Consider the following 16,177-nt stretch of genomic DNA (forward strand, 5'->3'; position numbering starts at 1 on the left):
CACTGTTATCATTATTCGTCATGTTCACACCGTAAACATAGGGAGACGATCATGGCCACCAAAATCGACGAGGAACTGGCCTGTGCCCCCGTTCCCGTTTCCGACCATCCCTTCCTTTCCGGCATCCACCGCCCGATGACGGCGGAACACACGATCACCGACCTCGCCGTGGACGGCACGATCCCCGCCGCGCTCGACGGCCGCTACCTGCGCATCGGCCCCAACCCGATTGCACCCGATCCGGCCAATTATCACTGGTTCTCCGGCGATGGCATGGTCCACGGGCTAAAACTCGCGAACGGCAGGGCGCAGTGGTATCGCAACCGCTGGATTCGGTCGGAACGGGTGGCCGAGGCGCTTGGCGTGCCCAAGGCCCCCGGCCCGCGCAACCTGTTCGACACCGTGAACACCAATGTCCTTGCGATCGGCGGACAGACTTACGCGCTGGTCGAAGCCGGCAGCTATCCGGTGAAGCTTGGCCCCACGCTGGGCGACCAGCAGTACGATGCCTTCGGCGGCACGCTGCTCGGCTCCTACACCGCGCACCCGCATCTCGACCCGCTGACCGGAGAGAACCACGCGATCTGCTACAGCGCGCATAATCCGGGCGAAGTCCGCCATGTCGTCGTCGATGCTCACGGCAAGGTGACGCGCGAACTGGCGATCCCGGTTGAACACGGCCCCATGATCCACGATTGCGCGATCACCGCGCGCTACGTGGTGATTCTGGACCTGCCCGTGACCTTCTCGCTGCCGGCTGCGATGGCGGGCAAACCCTTCCCCTACCGCTGGAACCCGCAGCACCGCGCGCGCGTGGGCCTGCTGCCGCGAACCGGCGCGGCGTCAGACGTGATCTGGTGCGACGTGGAGCCATGCAGCGTGTTCCACGTCGCCAACGCCTACGACCGGGCGGACGGCGCGGTGATCATGGATGTCTGCGCCTATGGCACGATGTTCGGCCCGGAAGCCGTCGGCCCGGACGGCGCGGCCCGCGGGCTGGAGCGCTGGACGATCGATCCCGTGACCGGGACGGTGGCGATCGCCACGATCGATTCCACCCCGCAGGAATTCCCCCGTCCCGACGAACGCCGCTTCGGCCAGCCCTATCGCTATGCCTATGCCATGGCCGTGCCCACCGATCCGGCGGCGGAATTCATCGGTGATACCCGGCTGTTCCGGCACGATCTGGTGGAAGGCACGCGGCAGGTTCACGATTTCGGTCCGCGCCGGCATCCGGGCGAATTCGTGTTCGTCCCCGCATCGGAAGACGCGGCGGAGGGCGAAGGCTGGCTGGTGGGCTTCGTTGTCGACATGGCGAACGACACCACCGACTTCGTGGTGCTGGACGCGATGCGCTTCGAGGAACCGCCAGTGGGCGTGGTCCACCTGCCGCATCGCGTGCCGGCAGGCTTCCACGGCAACTGGGTGCCGGGCTGACATCACCGCACGCGGAGATTTCGCCTCGTAAAAGCGCCAGCAAGATCGTGGATCACAGTGATCGGGGAAATCCGCGAGACTTTCGCAGCGGCCACCCCCATCATGAACGCATGAAACAGATCGAAAACGCCATCGCCTTGCCCGTGCGGCAGATCGTGCCCCCCGCGCAGCTTGCCATTGGCGGGCTGATTGCCCTGACCGGCGCGGTCATCGCGCTGGCGCCGTTGGTCACACCGGGCTGAGAACACAATCCGAGCGCGTGATCCTAACGCGCGTGCGCCGGTTTGCCCTTGCGGTGCGGGCGCTTTTCGGAGCCTGGGCCGCCTGGCCGATGCGGTTTGGGCGCGCCGTGATTGCCGCGCGGGCCGTTCGGACGGGGCCTGTCGTTGGGTCCATCGTTGGGGCCACCCCGCTGCTGGCGCGCGTTGCGCCGGGCGGTATCGCGCGGCGGCTCGGCCGCCAGTTCGATCGTGACGCCGCTCTCATCGCCGGCATCCTCGCGCGCGGTGCGCTTCACCGCCGCGACGAAGCGCGCTTCCAGCGTTCGAGGAATCTGGAACCAGGTCTCGTTGGCGGCGATGCGGATCGCGCCCACCTCGTTGCGGGTGATATGTCCGCGCCGGCACAGCAGCGGCAGAATCCAGCGCGGATCGGCATTCTGGCGCCGGCCGATGTCCATGCGGAACCATACGATATCGTCGAAGCCTTCGCGGTGATGCTCCTTGCCCCGCTCCGGCTTCCCTTCGCGCGTGGAGATGTCGATCAATTCCTCGGGCTCGGGCATCGCCTTGCGGTGCGCCTGCACCAGCGCGGCGGCAATCTCGATCGCGTCGCGGCGGGACAGCAGTTCGCCGGCCAGCGCGAGATCGGCCTCGCTCGCTTCCACCGGTTGCGTGAGAATTTCGAGCAGGCGTTCGCGGTCGCGCTGGCGGATCACCTCGGCATCGGGCACCGCGATCCAGTCGGCGGAAATACGCGCGGCGCGCAACATGCCCTCCACCCGGCGACGGCGCGGATAGGGCACGATCAGCACGGCGGTGCCCTTGCGCCCGGCGCGGCCGGTGCGGCCGGAACGGTGCTGCAGCACTTCGGCATCGCGCGGCACCTCCACGTGGATCACCAGGCTGAGCGTGGCGACATCGATGCCGCGCGCGGCCACGTCGGTCGCCACGCAGACACGTGCGCGGCCATCGCGCAGCGCCTGAAGTGCATGGTTGCGCTCGTTCTGGCTGTGCTCGCCCGAAAGCGCCACGGCGGCGAAGCCGCGTTCGACCAGCGTCGCGTGAAGATGCCGCACATTGTCGCGCGTGGCGCAGAAAAGCATCGCCGTTTCCGCTTCGTGGAAGCGCAGCAGGTTGATGACGGCGTGCTCGATGTCGGCCGGCGAAACGGCCACCACCTCGTAAGCGATGTCGCCATGGCCCTGCCGTTCGTCGATCGTCGAGACGCGCAAGGCATCGCGCTGATAGCGCTTGGCCAGCGCCTGGATCGGCTTGGGCATCGTCGCCGAAAACAGGAAGGTGCGGCGGCCTTCGGGCGTGGCGTCGAGCAGTTCCTCGAGATCGTCGCGGAAGCCCATGTCGAGCATCTCGTCCGCTTCGTCGAGCACCGCGAAGGCGGCGGCAGAGAGGTCGAGCGCGCCGCGCTCCAGATGATCGCGCAGGCGGCCGGGCGTGCCAACGACGATGTCCGCGCCCTGGAACAGCGCGCGCCGTTCGCGCACCGGGTCCATCCCGCCGACGCAGGTGACAATGCGCAGCCCCGCCTTGCCGAACAGCCAGGCGAGTTCCTTGCTGACCTGCAGCGCCAGTTCGCGTGTGGGGGCGATCACCAGCGCGCGCGGCGCCTTCGCGCCATCGGGAATCCCGCGGGCGGCGAGCAGGTCTTCCGCCATGGCGACGCCGAACGCCACCGTCTTGCCGGAACCGGTTTGCGCGGACACGAGCAGGTCGCGCCCCTGCGCCTCCGGCTCCAGCACCGCTGCCTGCACAGGGGTGGGCGCCTGATAGCCACGCTCGGCAAGCGCGGCGGCAACGGATTCAGGAAGGGTCGAAAACGGCATGGAACAGGGCTTCTCGGCTGGATTGGGAGCAGTCCGCGGGCGACGTGCTCTAACGATCCGCCGGATGAACTGGGTATGAAAGCGCGCGGTAGGTGGCCGGGCACGAAAGTCAATCAAAACCGCGTATTTCAAGCCGCAGGCACCCGGCGTTTTGCCAACGGATCAATTCCGTGCCGTATCGAGGAATGCTTGTGCCGCGCGGCTGACGCGCCGTGCGCGATGCCGCAGCAGCAGGAAATCGCGCTCGACCAGCGCGCAATCGAGTTCGCGGACAAGGCCCGCGGCCACGCGTGGCCCGGCGGCCAGATCGGATACTGCCGTTACCAATCCGCCCGCGCCCAGCGCTTCCAGCACCGCGCCGTTGGAAGGAAGCTCCAGCCGCACGTCGAGATCGGCCAGCGTCAGGCCGAACCGCGCGTGCAGGCTGTGCTCCAGGTGGTTGCGCGTGCCCGATCCCTGCTCGCGCAGCACCCAGCACGCGGTCGCGATGTCCTCGCGCGCGAGCGGGCGGCCGGCGAGCGGGTGTGCAGGCGCTGCATAGAGCGCGAGGCGGTCCCCACCGATCCGCTCGACGGCAAGAATATCTTCGTCCACCCCGCCCTCGACGAAGCCGAGATCGGCCGCGCCCGCCAGCAGCGCCGCCACCGCCTGCGCGGTGTTGCCGACTTCGAGATGCAGCGTGACGCCGGGGTGTGCGGCGGCAAAGGTGGCCATGCGGCAGGGCAACCAGTACGTCGCGACCGTCTGGCTGGCGGCGATGCGCAGATCGCCCCGCTTCAGCCCGGCCAGATCGTCCAGCACGCCCAGCGCATCGGCCGCCTGTGCCAGCACTGCGCGCGCTTCGGGCAGGAAGGCGCGGCCCGCGTCGTTCAGTTCCAGCCCGCGCCCCACGCGATCGAACAGGCGTGTGGCGTGGCGTTCCTCCAGCGCGGCGATGGCGGCGCTGACCGCGGGCTGCGTCAGATGCAGGCGCTCCGCCGCCGCGCGCATGTTCAGCGTTTCGGCAACGGCGACGAAAATGCGCAACTGTTCGAGCGTCATGCAGCGGCCGCTATTCGGGCGTGATGCGCAGCACCGGCTTGACCACGCTGCCGGTCTCGCTGGCGTGCACCGCCGCGTCGATGGCGTCGAAATCGAAATAGCCGATCAGGCGCTCGAACGGAAAACGGCCGGCAACGTGCAAATCGATCAGTTCGTGCAGGAACGGACCGATGTCGCTGTCACCGCCCAGCACGCCCATCACGGTGCGCCCCTGCCCCATGAACGCCGTTTCGTTGAAGGCGAGCGTGGCTTCGGGTCCGGACGCGCCGACCATCGCCAGCTTGCCCTTGGGCGCCAACAGATCGAACGCTCCTTCGATCACCCGGGCGATGCCGGTCGTATCGAGGGCATAGCCAAGCCCGGCCGGGCAGGCCGCGCGGATCGCGGCGGCCACATCGTCGCGCGCATTCACCGTGTGCGTCGCGCCCAGTTCGCGGGCCAGCGCCAGGCGATCGTCGTTGATGTCGACCGCGAAGATCGGATTGGCCCCGGCAATGCGCGCCGCCATGATCGCGGCGATGCCGACCGTGCCGGTGCCGAACACCGCGATCGGCATGTCGGCGCGCACCTTCATGCTGCGCAGCACGGCGCCCGCCCCGGTCATCAGACCGCACCCCAGCGGGGCCAGCCTTTCCAGCGGGATCGCAGCGGCGCTTTCGGGCACGACCACCACGTTGCGCTGGTGCGCGATGGCATGGGTGGCAAAGCTCGACTGGCCGAAGAAATTGCCGTTCAACGGCTCGCCGTCGCGAAACAGCGTGGCCGAACCGTCCGCCCGCGTTCCGGACCAGTTGTGTGGGAAGAAGTTGTAGCAATAGGTCGGCGCCTCGACCGCGCAACTGGGGTAATCGCCGCAGCTGTTGAAGCTCATCAGCACGCGGTCGCCCGGTTTCGCGGCGGTGACCGCGCTGCCAATGGCCTCGACGATCCCGGCCCCTTCGTGGCCCAGCACGATCGGCAGCGGCACGGGCAGTTGCCCGTCGCGCACCGCCAGATCGGTGTGGCACACGCCGCAGGCCACGATCCGCACGCGCAGTTCGTCAGGCCGCAGCGCGTCCAGCGTGGCGTCCTCAATCGTGAACGGGGCGTCCTTGCCCCGGCAGACGGCTACTTTCGCCGATACGGTCATATCCCCTCCGTTATCCGTTTCCGCTTATCCGGCTTCGCCTGTCATGGCTTTGCGCCACCCCGGATGATGCTCAGCCACGGGTTGAGATCGGCCTCGCCCACCTTGACCAGCTTGTTGCGGTCGCGGTGCGCGAACGGCTCCTTGCCGCGTACCACCAGCGTGGTGTCGCTGATGTAGCTCCATGATCCGTCGGCGTTGAAGGTCACGTCGATCTGGTAACGATCGGTGCGGAACGCCTCTTCCAGAAAGGTCGTCGAACAGATGCCATAGTCGGTTCTGCCCCGTTCCGCGGAGAGCGAAAGGTGCGTATCGTCCTTTCCGGCGTGGCCCGAAGCCATGGCGATCTGCCCGCGCGGGATGGCCAGCGTCTGCATGATCAGGCCGGTCGCCGGCTCCCACAGCCAGAACCCCACCTGGTCGTGGAAGGTGATGTCCTCCTCCACGGTGTTGATGTGCTGGTGATAGCGCAGCCCGTAGAGCAGCTGGGGGCCATTGGCCTGCGGATCGATCGGCTGCATCTCGATCCGCTCGTAATAGGCGCGCCGTTCTGGACCATCGGCCTTCGGCGCGATGTCGATGCCACCGCGCCCTTCCCAGATGCCGGCCAGATGGCGCAACGGACCCAGATTGGCCAGCGCGTCAGGATCGACGTCCTCGGGTTCGGTAAAGATGTCATCGGGAATGGCCATGCGTCTCCTCTTTCGGTCACGGTCCGCGTGGTGCTGTGCGGTGCGGCATTTATCCTAGCGCCGAACCACGGCACGAACAGCGCGAAATTGCGGGATCGTGGCGAGAAGTGGAAGAAACGCATAATGGTTGTAACACCCGATAGTATGAAGTATTTTTAAGTTCTGCATACAATGGGGCGGAATGAGCGGACAGTGGGCAAAGCAATGCGAGCCGGGCAAAACGGTGTGCCCGAAACGACCATGGCCGCTATTGCAGCGGTCTTGTGCCTTGCGTGCACGCACGCCGCGCTTGCCGCCGAGGAAGCGCCCCCGCCCGGCGACGACATCGTCGTCTATGGCCGTGCCCTGCCCCAGATCGGCACCGCGATCTCCGGATCGCAGGGCGTGGTGGGCTACCAGGATTTCGAGAACAAGCCGCTGAGCCGGGTGGGCGAACTGGTCGAAAACGTGCCCGGTGTGATCGCCACGCAGCATTCGGGCACGGGCAAGGCCAACCAGTATTTCCTGCGCGGCTTCAACCTGGACCACGGCACCGATTTCGCCGGCTTCGTCGATGGCGTGCCGGTCAACATGCGCACGCATGGCCATGGGCAAGGCTATCTCGATCTCAACTTCCTGATCCCCGAACTGGTCGAACGGATCGATTACCGCAAAGGCCCCTATTTTGCCGACGTGGGCGATTTTTCGGCCGCCGGCACCGTGCAGTTCACCACCGCCAGCCGCCTTGCCCGTCCCATCGCCGAAGCGACCGTGGGCATGTATGGCTATTACCGCGCGCTCGCCGCCGGCAGCGCGGGCGTGGGCAATGGCGATCTGCTGGTGGCGATCGACGGCACCCGCTCCAACGGACCGTGGGATCTCAACGAGGATCTCCGGAAAGTGAACGGGCTGGTCAAGCTTTCGCAGGGCACGACGAATCATGGCTGGAGCCTCTCCTTCACCGGCTATCACGCCACCTGGAACGCCACCGATCAGGTGCCCGAACGCGCCATCGCCAGCGGGCTGATCAGCCGCTGGGGCAATATCGATCCAGCGCTGGGCGGCCGCACCACGCGGCTGGGGCTGACCGCCAACGCCACGCTGGGCGGCACCAAGCTCAACGCCTATGCGCTCTATTACGATTTCCGCCTGACCTCGAACTTCACCTATTTTCTGAATGATCCGGTCAACGGAGACGAATTCCAGCAAGCCGACCGGCGGGGCGTGTTCGGCGGTTCGGTACGGCACGATTTCGCGCCCGCCACGGTCGGCAGCGTGCCAGTAACGTTCGCGGTGGGCGGCGATGCCCGCTGGGACCATATTGGCACGATCGGCCTCTACAGCTCGATTGCCGGCACGCGCAGCGGCACCGTGCGGCAGGACAAGGTCGATGAATATTCCGGCGCGCTCTATGCCGAAGGCACCGCTGCGCTGACCGGCCGGCTGCGCCTGACGCTGGGGCTGCGGGGCGATGTCTATGGCTACGACGTCGATGCCCGCACGCTGCCGGTCAATTCGGGCAAGGGATCGGACGCGCTGTTCAGCCCCAAGGTGGCGCTGGCCTGGCGCGCGGCGGACCATCTCGAATTCTACGCCAACTATGGCGAGAGTTTCCATTCCAACGACGTGCGCGGCGCGTCGATCCGCGTCGATCCGGCCACCGGCGATCCGGCGGAGCGGGTGCAGGTGCTGGTCAAGGCGCGCGGCGCGGAACTGGGCGCGCGCGTGGAAACCGCGCGCTTCACCGCCTCGCTCGTCGGCTTCTGGCTGAGCCTCGGCTCCGAGCTGGTGTTCGTGGGCGATGGCGGCACGACCGAGCCGAACGACGCCACCCGCCGCTACGGCGTGGAAGGCAGCCTGTTCTGGCGGCCGACCGACTGGCTGACGCTCGATGCTTCGGCCGCCGCAACGCGCGCACGGTTCCATGGCGTCGCGCCCGGCGCCACGTTCATTCCCAACGCGGTCAGCAACGTCATTTCAGCCGGCGCGGCAGTGGATTTCGGCAAGGGTTTGAGCGCCTCGCTGCGGTTGCGCCATTTCGGTGCGGCGCCGCTGATCGAAGACGATAGTGTGCGCTCCGATCCGACCACGCTGGTCAACCTGGGCGCCTATTACGCGCGCGGCCGGATCAAGCTGGGGCTGGACGTGATCAACCTGTTCGACGCCAAGGACGCCGACATCACCTATTTCTATGCCTCGCGGCTGCAGGGTGAACCCGCCGGCGGCGTCGAAGACCGGCACATCCACCCGGTCGAGCCACGCCAGGTGCGCGCCTCGATCCGTTTCGCGTTCTGACAGAACCGCCGTCGGGTCCGCTGGACTGCTATTCCTCGCCCATGCGCAGCGCGGCGATGAAGGCTTCCTGCGGAATCTGCACGTTGCCGTATTCGCGCATCCGGGCCTTGCCCTTCTTCTGCTTTTCCAGAAGCTTCTTCTTGCGGGTGATGTCGCCGCCATAGCACTTGGCGGTGACGTCCTTGCGCAGCGCGGCAATCGTCTCGCGCGCGATGACCTTGCCGCCGATCGCAGCCTGGATCGGAATCTTGAACAGATGGCGCGGGATCAGGTCCTTCAGGCGCTCGCACATGCCGCGCCCGCGCTCCTCGGCCACCGCGCGGTGCACGATCATGCTCAGCGCGTCGACCGGCTCGTTGTTGACGAGGATGCTCATCTTGACGAGATCGCCCTCGCGCAGTCCGATCTGTTCGTAGTCGAAGCTGGCATAGCCGCGGCTGATCGACTTCAGCCGGTCGTAGAAGTCGAACACCACCTCGTTCAGCGGCAGCTCGTAATTCACTTGCGCGCGCCCGCCGACGTAGGTGAGGCCCGTCTGGATGCCGCGCCGGTCCTGGCACAGCTTCAGGATCGATCCGAGGTATTCGTCGGGGGTGTAGATCGTTGCCTTGATCCACGGCTCGTCGATCTGCTCGATCCGGTTCGGATCGGGATAATCGGCGGGATTATGCAGCAGGATCTCACGCGCGTCGTCGGTCTTGCTCGCGCGCAACTGGATGCGATAGACCACCGACGGGCTGGTGGTGATGAGGTCGAGGTCGTATTCGCGGCTCAGGCGCTCCTGGATGATTTCCAGGTGAAGCAACCCCAGGAACCCGCAGCGGAAGCCGAAGCCCAGCGCCGCGCTGCTTTCCATCTCGAAGCTGAAGCTGGCGTCGTTGAGGCGCAGCTTGGCGATGCTTTCGCGCAGCTTGTCGAAGTCGGCGGCGTCGACCGGGAACAGGCCGCAGAACACCACCGGCTGCACTTCCTTGTAGCCCGGCAGGGCCTCGGTGGCGCCTGCCTTCACCGTCGTGATGGTGTCGCCGACCTTGGCGGTTTCGACTTCCTTGATCTGCGCGGTAATGAAGCCGATCTCGCCCGGCCCCAGTTCGGGCAGTTCCTCGCGCTTGGGCGTGAAGCAGCCGACACGGTCGATCAGGTGCTCAGTGCCGCCCTGCATGAACTTGACCTGCAGGCCCTTCTTGATCACCCCGTCGACCACGCGCACCAGGATGACGACGCCGAGGTATGGGTCGTACCAGCTGTCGACCAGCATCGCCTTGAGCGGACGGGTTCGGTCGCCCTTGGGCGGGGGGATGCGGGCGACCACGGCGTCGAGCACGTCCTCGATGCCGATGCCGCTCTTGGCGCTGGTGAGCACCGCCTGGCTCGCGTCGAGACCGATCACTTCCTCGATCTCAGCCTTGACCTTTTCCGGCTCGGCGGCGGGCAGGTCGATCTTGTTGATGACGGGCACGATCTCGTGGTCGTGCTCGATCGACTGATAGACGTTGGCGAGCGTCTGCGCTTCCACGCCCTGCGCCGCGTCCACCACCAGCAGCGCGCCTTCGCAGGCGGCCAGGCTGCGGCTGACCTCGTAGGCGAAGTCGACGTGGCCGGGTGTGTCCATCAGGTTCAGTTCGTAGGTCAGCCCGTCCTTGGCCTTGTAGTTCAGGCGGACGGTCTGGGCCTTGATGGTGATCCCGCGCTCTTTCTCGATATCCATGTTATCGAGCACCTGCGCGCTCATCTCGCGGTCGGTCAGGCCGCCCGTGAACTGGATCAGGCGGTCGGCCAACGTCGATTTGCCATGGTCGATATGGGCGATAATCGAGAAGTTACGGATCAGTGCAAGCTCGGTCATGCGCCGCCGTTAGCAGCGGCGGGCGCACAAGTCAGCCACCTTCGTCATCCCACCTTGCGCAGGCCCGCCGGCTCGGTCTGCACGGCCGGTACCGCCTTCACCGCCACCGCCGCGATCCGCCCGTTTTCGTCAAGGTGCAGCGGTTCTGCGAACTCCACGCCCATGCGCTCTCCCTCGCTCCATTTGCAGATCGCGGTGACGGCATAGGTTTCCGACAGATAGAACCGGAAGCTCGTCTCGGGCGGCACGTTCCACAGCCCTTCGATCAGCGCGCCCGATTGCGAAATGTTGCGAACCGTGCCGTTGTAGCGGTGGCCGCCATGTTCCAGCACCACCTTGCGCAGCATGGCCTGGCGCGGCGCGCGGGCGGAACGGGGGCCGTGCGCCACCGCGATCAGGCCGGTCGACAGCCGCGCCGCGGCGTCCAGCGCGGACAGCGGCCGTTCGTAGATATAACCCTGCACATGGCTGCACCCGAGTTCGCGCACGAGGTCCAGCTCGTCGAACGTCTCGACGCCTTCCGCCGTGGTTTCCATCCCCAGCGCTTCGGCCAGGCTGACGATCGAGGCGATGATGGCGCCGTTGATGCTGCCTGGCTGCGTTGCGCCGCGCACGAAGCTCTGGTCGATCTTGATCTTGTCGAACGGGGCCTTCTTAAGATAGCCGAGCGAGGAATAGCCGGTGCCGAAATCGTCCAGCGCCATGCGCACGCCGATCGCCTTCAGCGCGCGGAACATCTGTTCGGTGCCCTCGTCATCGTTGATGAACACGCTTTCGGTGATTTCCAGTTCCAGCCGCTGCGGATCGACCTGCGCGTGGGCCAGCGCCTGCGTGACGATGGACGGCAGAGCCGGATTGGCGAACTGCAACGCCGAAACGTTGACCGCCACGCGCACGTTCGCGGGCCAGCGCGCCAGATCCTTGCATGCCGTGCGCAGCGCCCATTCGCCGATTGCGGCGATCATCCCGGTATCCTCGGCGATCGGGATGAACTTGGCCGGCGAAACGAACCCGTGCTGCGGATGGTTCCAGCGCAGCAGCGCCTCGAATCCGGTGATCTTCTCGGTCGCCGTCTGCACGACCGGCTGGTAATAGAGTTCGAGCCCGCCGTTCGCCACGGCGTCGCGCAGATCGTTCTCCATCTTGCGACGCTCCTCGGCGTCGCTGTGCAGGTCGGCCGCATAGAAATGATAGCGGCCGCGCCCGCCGTCCTTCGCCGCATAAAGCGCAAGGTCGGCGTTGCGGATCAGCGCCTCGCTGGTCACGCCGTCGCCGGGCGCCAGCGCGATGCCGATCGACGCGCCGATCGTGACCCGGCTGCCTTCCAGCGAATAGGGCTGGGAAAGCGCCTCGATCACCCGCGCGGCGAGATGCCCCAATTCGTCACGATCGATCTTGCCGGGGAAGATGACCTGGAACTCGTCGCCGCCGAGGCGGCCAACGCGCCCCATCGCACCCACCGTGCTCTCCAGCCGCTGCGCCACCTGCTTGAGCAGCGCATCGCCGGCGGGGTGCCCCATGGTATCGTTGACCTGCTTGAAGCGGTCGAGATCCAGCAGGAACACGCTGCACTCCCGATGCTGCTCCTGCGGCGCGTTGAGAATCTTCTCCAGCGTCTGCGAGATGCGGAAGCGGTTGGACAGCCCCGTAAGCGAATCGAAATGCGCCAGGCGCGAGGCATGTTCCTGCGACCGGCGCTTTTCGGTCAGATCCGCGCCCGAACCGCGAAAACCCTGGAAGTTGTTGAAGGTGTCATAGGTCGGCCGGCCCGTGATGGACCACCAGCGCTCGTCGTCGCGGCACACCGCGCGCACCGCCAGTTCGCTAAAGCTGGAGCGCGCCGAAAGATGGAAGGTGAGCGTGCGCTCGCCGTCGCCGGACTGTTCGGACAAGTCGAACAGGTCGGTGAAAGGCTTGCCGACAAGGTCTTCCGTCTTGCGGCCGACGGTTTCGGCCACGGTCGCGGACAGATAGGTCAGTTGCCCGCGCCGGTCGGTTTCCCAGAACCAGCCCTGCCCGGTCTCTTCGTATTCGGCGAGGAGCTCCTGCGCGCGGGCCTGCACGCGCTGCGCCTCTTCGGCCTGCTCCTGCGCGAGCCGTTCGATCTGGCGCTGGCGCAGGAAGGCGATGACCGTGATGACCGTGCCGATCGCCAGCGTGGTGAAGCCGCCAATACGGCTGGCCACGCACGTGACGCCGGACCACATCGCGATCTGCGCGACAAGCACGCCTGCAAGCCGCCCGGATTCGGTCACGCTCGCCAGCAGCGAAATTGTGACCAGCACGGCCAGGCATTGCAGCCACGGCATCAACCCGGCCATCGCCAGCAGGCCGATGGCGGAGCCATAGAGCATCATCGGCAGACCGATGACCAGACCCATCAGGCTCATCCGCTGGCCGGTGGAAAGCCGCTTGGTCTGTTCCAGCCGCACCGCGTATACCGAACAGAACGCCACCACGGTGGCGATGCCGGCCAGAACCGTCGGCACCAGAGGCGGAACCACCATGTTAAGCCCCGTGAGCGCCACCATGCCGCCGAGCATGGCAATGCCCATCTGCGGCCATTCCTTGGCGATCAGGTTGTTCTCGCGCCCCACCCCGAACAGGAAGTTCGACATCGCGGTGCCATCCTGCACCGGACTCGTCCGGTCCCGACGGCGATGCGTTCGCGCGAAATCGCGCACGCCAACGGGCGGCATCTCCTCGGTTTGAGAAGCTATCTGCAAGCGGGAACTTTCAAGATCGGGCATTGGCCCCGATTGCCCGATTTGCTTTGAGAAACGGTTAAGCGGCGCGCCTCGGAAACGGCTTCGGTCCGCCCTTTCTCGTGCGGTCCCGGCATGCTAATCCGGCGCCGGTTTGCGGAGGCAGGGTTTCGGTTCGTGTCGGGTACAGCGGAATTTTCGATGATCGGCGTGGCCGGACGGCGGCTTCGCATGGGGCAATGGCATCGCGAAGCCACAGGGCGGCGACCGCTGGTCTTGCTGAACGGCATCGGCATGAACATCGAACTGCTGGAGCCGGTGGCGCGGGAACTGAACGATCGCCGGATCATCAGCATCGACATGCCGGGCATCGGCAAGTCGCCCGATCCCGTCTTCCCCTATACCATCCCCTGCATGGCGCTGACCCTGGCGACGCTGCTCGATCGGCTGCGGATCGACCGTGCCGACATTGCCGGCATCAGCTGGGGCGGCGCGGTGGCGCAGCAGTTCGCGTTCCAGCACCGCGCCAAGACCGGTGGCCTGATCCTGGCCGCCACCGCATCGGGCGGCGCGACGATGGTGCCTGCCAACGGTTCGATGTTCAGCCACCTCGTCGATCCGATGGAATATACGGTGGAACGGGCGCTGCGCCGCAACCTGGCCTCGCTCTACAACGGCGGCGGGCGCGGCAGCGTGTCCCTGAACGCCGCCAAGGCGCCCTCCCCGCTGGGCTGGGCCTGCCAGATGACCGCGTTCGGCGCGTGGAGCAGCGTTCCCTTCCTGCCGCTGATCTCCCCGCCCACGCTGATCATGGCGGACGAGGACGATCAGTTGATCCCGCCCGCCAATTCGCACTTCCTCCACAATGCCATTCCCGGCAGCCAGCTCGAAATGTTTCGCGGCGGCGGGCACCTGTTCATGCTGTCGGATCCGGTCTCCTTCGGGAATCGCGTGCGCACGTTTCTGGACGCCGCCGCCCGCAAGGGCTGACCGCACACGCCGCTTCCCTTTTCCCCGTCGCGCGCTAGCATCCCGCAAAACGAGCAGGACAAGCGCGGGAGAATGAATGCGGCACATCGCCATTATCGGTTCCGGTCCCGCCGGATACTACACCGCCGAAGCCGCGCTCAAGCAGTGGGGCGAAGATGTAAAGGTCGACATATTCGACCGCCTGCCCGTTCCGTTCGGCCTGATCCGCACCGGCGTTGCGCCCGATCACCAGTCGATCAAGGGCGTCTCGCGCCGCTATGAACAGACCGCGCTGTCGGACAACGTGCGCTTCGTGGGGAACGTCACCATCGGCCAGGACGTGAGCATCGAGGAGCTGGGCGGCTTCTACGACGCGGTGGTCCTCGCCACCGGCGCCCCGCGTGACCGGCCGCTCGACCTGCCCGGCGATCGGCTGGGCAATGTCTTCGGCAGCGCGGCTTTCGTCGGGTGGTATAACGGCCACCCCGAATTCACCTCGCTCGCGCCCGATCTTTCGGGCGAGACCGCCGTGGTGATCGGGATGGGCAACGTGGCGCTCGACGTGGCACGCATCCTGTCCAAGACGCGCGACGAATTCGCCGGGAGCGACATCGTGGCGCACGCGCTCGACGCGCTCGATGTTTCGAAGCTGCGGCGGATCGTCATCCTGGGCCGGCGCGGCCCGCACCAGATCATGATGACTCCCAAGGAACTGGGCGAACTGGGCCATCTTTCGCGCGGCACGCCCGTGGTAGATTCGCAAGACCTGCCGGACGAGGCCGAGGATGCCCTGCTGGAGCCGGGCCTGCGCAAATCCGTCAACCACCTGCGCGCCTTTGCGCACAACAGCGCTGCTGGCGCGGACATCGCCATCGAATTCGATTTCTTCGCCGCACCTCGCGCCCTGCTCGGCAATGGCAAGGTGGAGGCGATCGAGGTCGAACGGACGCGCATCGAAGACGGCCGCGCGGTCGGCACCGGCGCGTTTTACGAGCTGCCGGCCAGCTTGGTGGTCAGTTGCATCGGCTATCGCACCGTGCCCGTTCCGGGCGTTCCCTTCGACGAACGGGCGGGCCGCTTCGCCAACGACGAGGGGCGTATCCTGCCCGGCCTCTATTGCGTCGGCTGGGCCAGACGCGGGCCTTCCGGCACGATAGGTACCAACCGTCCGGACGGATTCGCGATCATCGAACAGATCGCCGCAGACATAGGTGAAGGTGCGGGCAAGGCGGGGCGCGCCGGATTCGACGCGCTGGCCGAAACGCGCAAGCTCGATGTGGTGACGTTCCGCGACTGGAAACGCATCGAGGAAGCCGAATCGGCGCGCGCGCGCAGCGGTGCCCCGCGCGAGAAGTTCGTGGATGTGGCGGACATGATCCGCGCGCGAGGCTGACGCACCGCTCCGCGATGCGGCGAAGCCGCGTGTCCTTCCGATCAGTTGCTGCACGCAACGGATTGACCACTGCGTGCAGACGTGCGTTAATCACACGGTTAAACGCGACGGCCCGCTCCTGACTACACGCGGCCGCGCGGGGAGAGGAGCAAGCGCATGCCCCAATACGATCTCATCATTCGCAACGGCACGATCGTCGATGGCACGGGCCGTCCGCGCTTCAAGGGCGATGTCGCCGTGCGCGACGGGCTGATCGCCGCCGTCGGCACCGTGCATGGCGATGCCGCCGAGGAAATCGACGCCAGCGGCCGCGTGGTCGCGCCCGGCTGGGTCGACATCCACACGCATTATGACGGTCAGGCGACGTGGGACGCGGAAATGGCGCCCTCGTCCTGGCATGGCGTGACCACCGTGGTCATGGGCAACTGTGGCGTGGGCTTCGCGCCGGCAGCACCCGACCGGCACGACTGGCTGATCGGCCTGATGGAAGGCGTGGAGGACATCCCCGGCACCGCGCTGGCCGAAGGCATGAAGTGGGACTGGGAAACCTTCCCCGAATATCTCGACGCGCTGGAGCGCCTGCCGCGCAGCGTGGACGTTGCCACCCACGTTCCGCACGGCGCGGTGCGCGC

The 16,177-nt window shown here is 66.5% G+C and carries 11 protein-coding genes and 1 pseudogene (1 of these 12 cut by a window edge); 6 read left to right on the forward strand and 6 right to left on the reverse strand.

Going from position 1 to position 16,177, the window contains the following annotated elements; all coding sequences use genetic code 11:
* Positions 1–51 precede the first annotated feature (51 nt).
* Entirely contained in the window at positions 52–1,437 is a 1,386-nt protein-coding gene (locus B3547_RS19505; protein WP_292966133.1) for a carotenoid oxygenase family protein, read from the forward strand.
* A gap of 110 nt (positions 1,438–1,547) precedes the next feature.
* On the forward strand, positions 1,548–1,679 hold the full coding sequence (locus tag B3547_RS19510; RefSeq protein WP_255352114.1) for a hypothetical protein: 132 nt from the start codon (positions 1,548–1,550) through the stop codon (positions 1,677–1,679).
* Between the two features lie 23 nt (positions 1,680–1,702).
* Here B3547_RS19510 and B3547_RS19515 read toward each other — a convergent pair whose 3' ends face one another.
* The 4 genes from B3547_RS19515 to B3547_RS19530 all read right to left on the reverse strand — a co-directional run bounded on the left by B3547_RS19515 (position 1,703) and on the right by B3547_RS19530 (position 6,358).
* A complete protein-coding gene (locus B3547_RS19515) occupies positions 1,703–3,499 on the reverse strand; it encodes a DEAD/DEAH box helicase (RefSeq protein ID WP_292966137.1) in 1,797 nt (598 codons plus the stop codon).
* A gap of 162 nt (positions 3,500–3,661) precedes the next feature.
* Positions 3,662–4,540 carry a LysR family transcriptional regulator gene (locus tag B3547_RS19520; RefSeq protein WP_124807314.1) on the reverse strand — a complete coding sequence of 293 codons (879 nt, stop codon included), beginning with the start codon at positions 4,538–4,540 and terminating at the stop codon, positions 3,662–3,664.
* Between the two features lie 10 nt (positions 4,541–4,550).
* Positions 4,551–5,669, reverse strand: a complete 1,119-nt coding sequence (locus tag B3547_RS19525) for an NAD(P)-dependent alcohol dehydrogenase (RefSeq protein WP_292966140.1) — start codon at positions 5,667–5,669, stop codon at positions 4,551–4,553.
* Positions 5,670–5,710: 41 nt separating this feature from the next.
* Positions 5,711–6,358, reverse strand: coding sequence for an FABP family protein (locus B3547_RS19530; protein ID WP_124807312.1), 648 nt, complete (start codon positions 6,356–6,358; stop codon positions 5,711–5,713).
* Between the two features lie 240 nt (positions 6,359–6,598).
* Between B3547_RS19530 and B3547_RS19535 the strand changes: the two genes are divergently transcribed.
* Positions 6,599–8,632, forward strand: a complete 2,034-nt coding sequence (locus tag B3547_RS19535) for a TonB-dependent receptor (protein WP_292966143.1) — start codon at positions 6,599–6,601, stop codon at positions 8,630–8,632.
* A gap of 28 nt (positions 8,633–8,660) precedes the next feature.
* Here the strand turns inward: B3547_RS19535 and lepA are convergent, their stop codons facing one another.
* The gene (gene lepA / locus B3547_RS19540; RefSeq protein WP_124807310.1) at positions 8,661–10,478 is read right to left on the reverse strand and encodes a translation elongation factor 4; all 1,818 of its coding nucleotides are present in this window, start codon (positions 10,476–10,478) and stop codon (positions 8,661–8,663) included.
* 44 nt (positions 10,479–10,522) lie between these two features.
* On the reverse strand, positions 10,523–13,177 hold the full coding sequence (locus B3547_RS19545; protein WP_125955843.1) for an EAL domain-containing protein: 2,655 nt from the start codon (positions 13,175–13,177) through the stop codon (positions 10,523–10,525).
* Positions 13,178–13,360: 183 nt separating this feature from the next.
* Between B3547_RS19545 and B3547_RS19550 the strand changes: the two genes are divergently transcribed.
* From B3547_RS19550 to B3547_RS19560, 3 genes and pseudogenes are all read left to right on the forward strand, one after another.
* Positions 13,361–14,173 carry an alpha/beta fold hydrolase gene (locus tag B3547_RS19550; RefSeq protein ID WP_292966150.1) on the forward strand — a complete coding sequence of 271 codons (813 nt, stop codon included), beginning with the start codon at positions 13,361–13,363 and terminating at the stop codon, positions 14,171–14,173.
* 76 nt (positions 14,174–14,249) lie between these two features.
* Positions 14,250–15,545, forward strand: a complete 1,296-nt coding sequence (locus B3547_RS19555; protein ID WP_292966153.1) for an FAD-dependent oxidoreductase — start codon at positions 14,250–14,252, stop codon at positions 15,543–15,545.
* A 156-nt stretch (positions 15,546–15,701) separates the two neighbouring features.
* Positions 15,702–16,177: pseudogene (locus B3547_RS19560) on the forward strand (N-acyl-D-amino-acid deacylase family protein); it runs 1,157 nt beyond the window's last position.

The sequence above is a fragment of the Novosphingobium sp. UBA1939 genome (genome assembly GCF_002336885.1).
GTDB lineage: Bacteria > Pseudomonadota > Alphaproteobacteria > Sphingomonadales > Sphingomonadaceae > Novosphingobium.

What these genes read in the sequence shown, in the direction of transcription:
- B3547_RS19505 (WP_292966133.1), top strand. Translation starts at nt 52, where the DNA reads ATGGCCACCAAAATCGACGAGGAACTGGCCTGTGCCCCCGTTCCCGTT.
- B3547_RS19510 (WP_255352114.1), top strand. Translation starts at nt 1,548, where the DNA reads ATGAAACAGATCGAAAACGCCATCGCCTTGCCCGTGCGGCAGATCGTG.
- B3547_RS19515 (WP_292966137.1), bottom strand. Translation starts at nt 3,499, where the DNA reads ATGCCGTTTTCGACCCTTCCTGAATCCGTTGCCGCCGCGCTTGCCGAG.
- B3547_RS19520 (WP_124807314.1), bottom strand. Translation starts at nt 4,540, where the DNA reads ATGACGCTCGAACAGTTGCGCATTTTCGTCGCCGTTGCCGAAACGCTG.
- B3547_RS19525 (WP_292966140.1), bottom strand. Translation starts at nt 5,669, where the DNA reads ATGACCGTATCGGCGAAAGTAGCCGTCTGCCGGGGCAAGGACGCCCCG.
- B3547_RS19530 (WP_124807312.1), bottom strand. Translation starts at nt 6,358, where the DNA reads ATGGCCATTCCCGATGACATCTTTACCGAACCCGAGGACGTCGATCCT.
- B3547_RS19535 (WP_292966143.1), top strand. Translation starts at nt 6,599, where the DNA reads ATGGCCGCTATTGCAGCGGTCTTGTGCCTTGCGTGCACGCACGCCGCG.
- lepA (WP_124807310.1), bottom strand. Translation starts at nt 10,478, where the DNA reads ATGACCGAGCTTGCACTGATCCGTAACTTCTCGATTATCGCCCATATC.
- B3547_RS19545 (WP_125955843.1), bottom strand. Translation starts at nt 13,177, where the DNA reads ATGCCGCCCGTTGGCGTGCGCGATTTCGCGCGAACGCATCGCCGTCGG.
- B3547_RS19555 (WP_292966153.1), top strand. Translation starts at nt 14,250, where the DNA reads ATGCGGCACATCGCCATTATCGGTTCCGGTCCCGCCGGATACTACACC.